General features: G+C 64.8%; 1 protein-coding gene. It reads left to right on the top strand.

Annotation, left to right across the window (positions count from 1 at the left end):
• The coding region (locus tag EN851_RS34695; protein WP_135931081.1) for a DUF1775 domain-containing protein at nt 1-349 on the top strand (349 nt) is incomplete at both ends.

Below are 349 nucleotides of genomic sequence, written 5' to 3' on the forward strand. Positions count from 1 at the left end.
GCGCGTGCCGCATGGCTGCGAGGGCAAGGCGACGAGCGCCGTGCGCGTGCAGATCCCGGAAGGGGTGATTTCAGTGAAGCCGATGCCCAAGCCCGGCTGGACGCTGCAGACCAAGAAGGGCAAATACCAGAAATCCTACCAGCTCTATGGCGAGACGCTGACCACCGGCGTCAAGGAAGTGGATTGGAGCGGCGGCAACTTGCCGGACGAGTTCTACGACGAGTTCGTCTTCCGCGCCTCGCTGGCGGCCGATCTGCCGGCCGGCCAGATGCTTTATTTCCCGGTGGTGCAGGAATGCGGTGACGCCACCGAGCGCTGGATCGAGATTCCGGCGGCCGGCCAGGATGAG

The organism is Mesorhizobium sp. M8A.F.Ca.ET.208.01.1.1 (genome assembly GCF_004791315.1).
Taxonomy (GTDB): Bacteria; Pseudomonadota; Alphaproteobacteria; order Rhizobiales; family Rhizobiaceae; genus Mesorhizobium.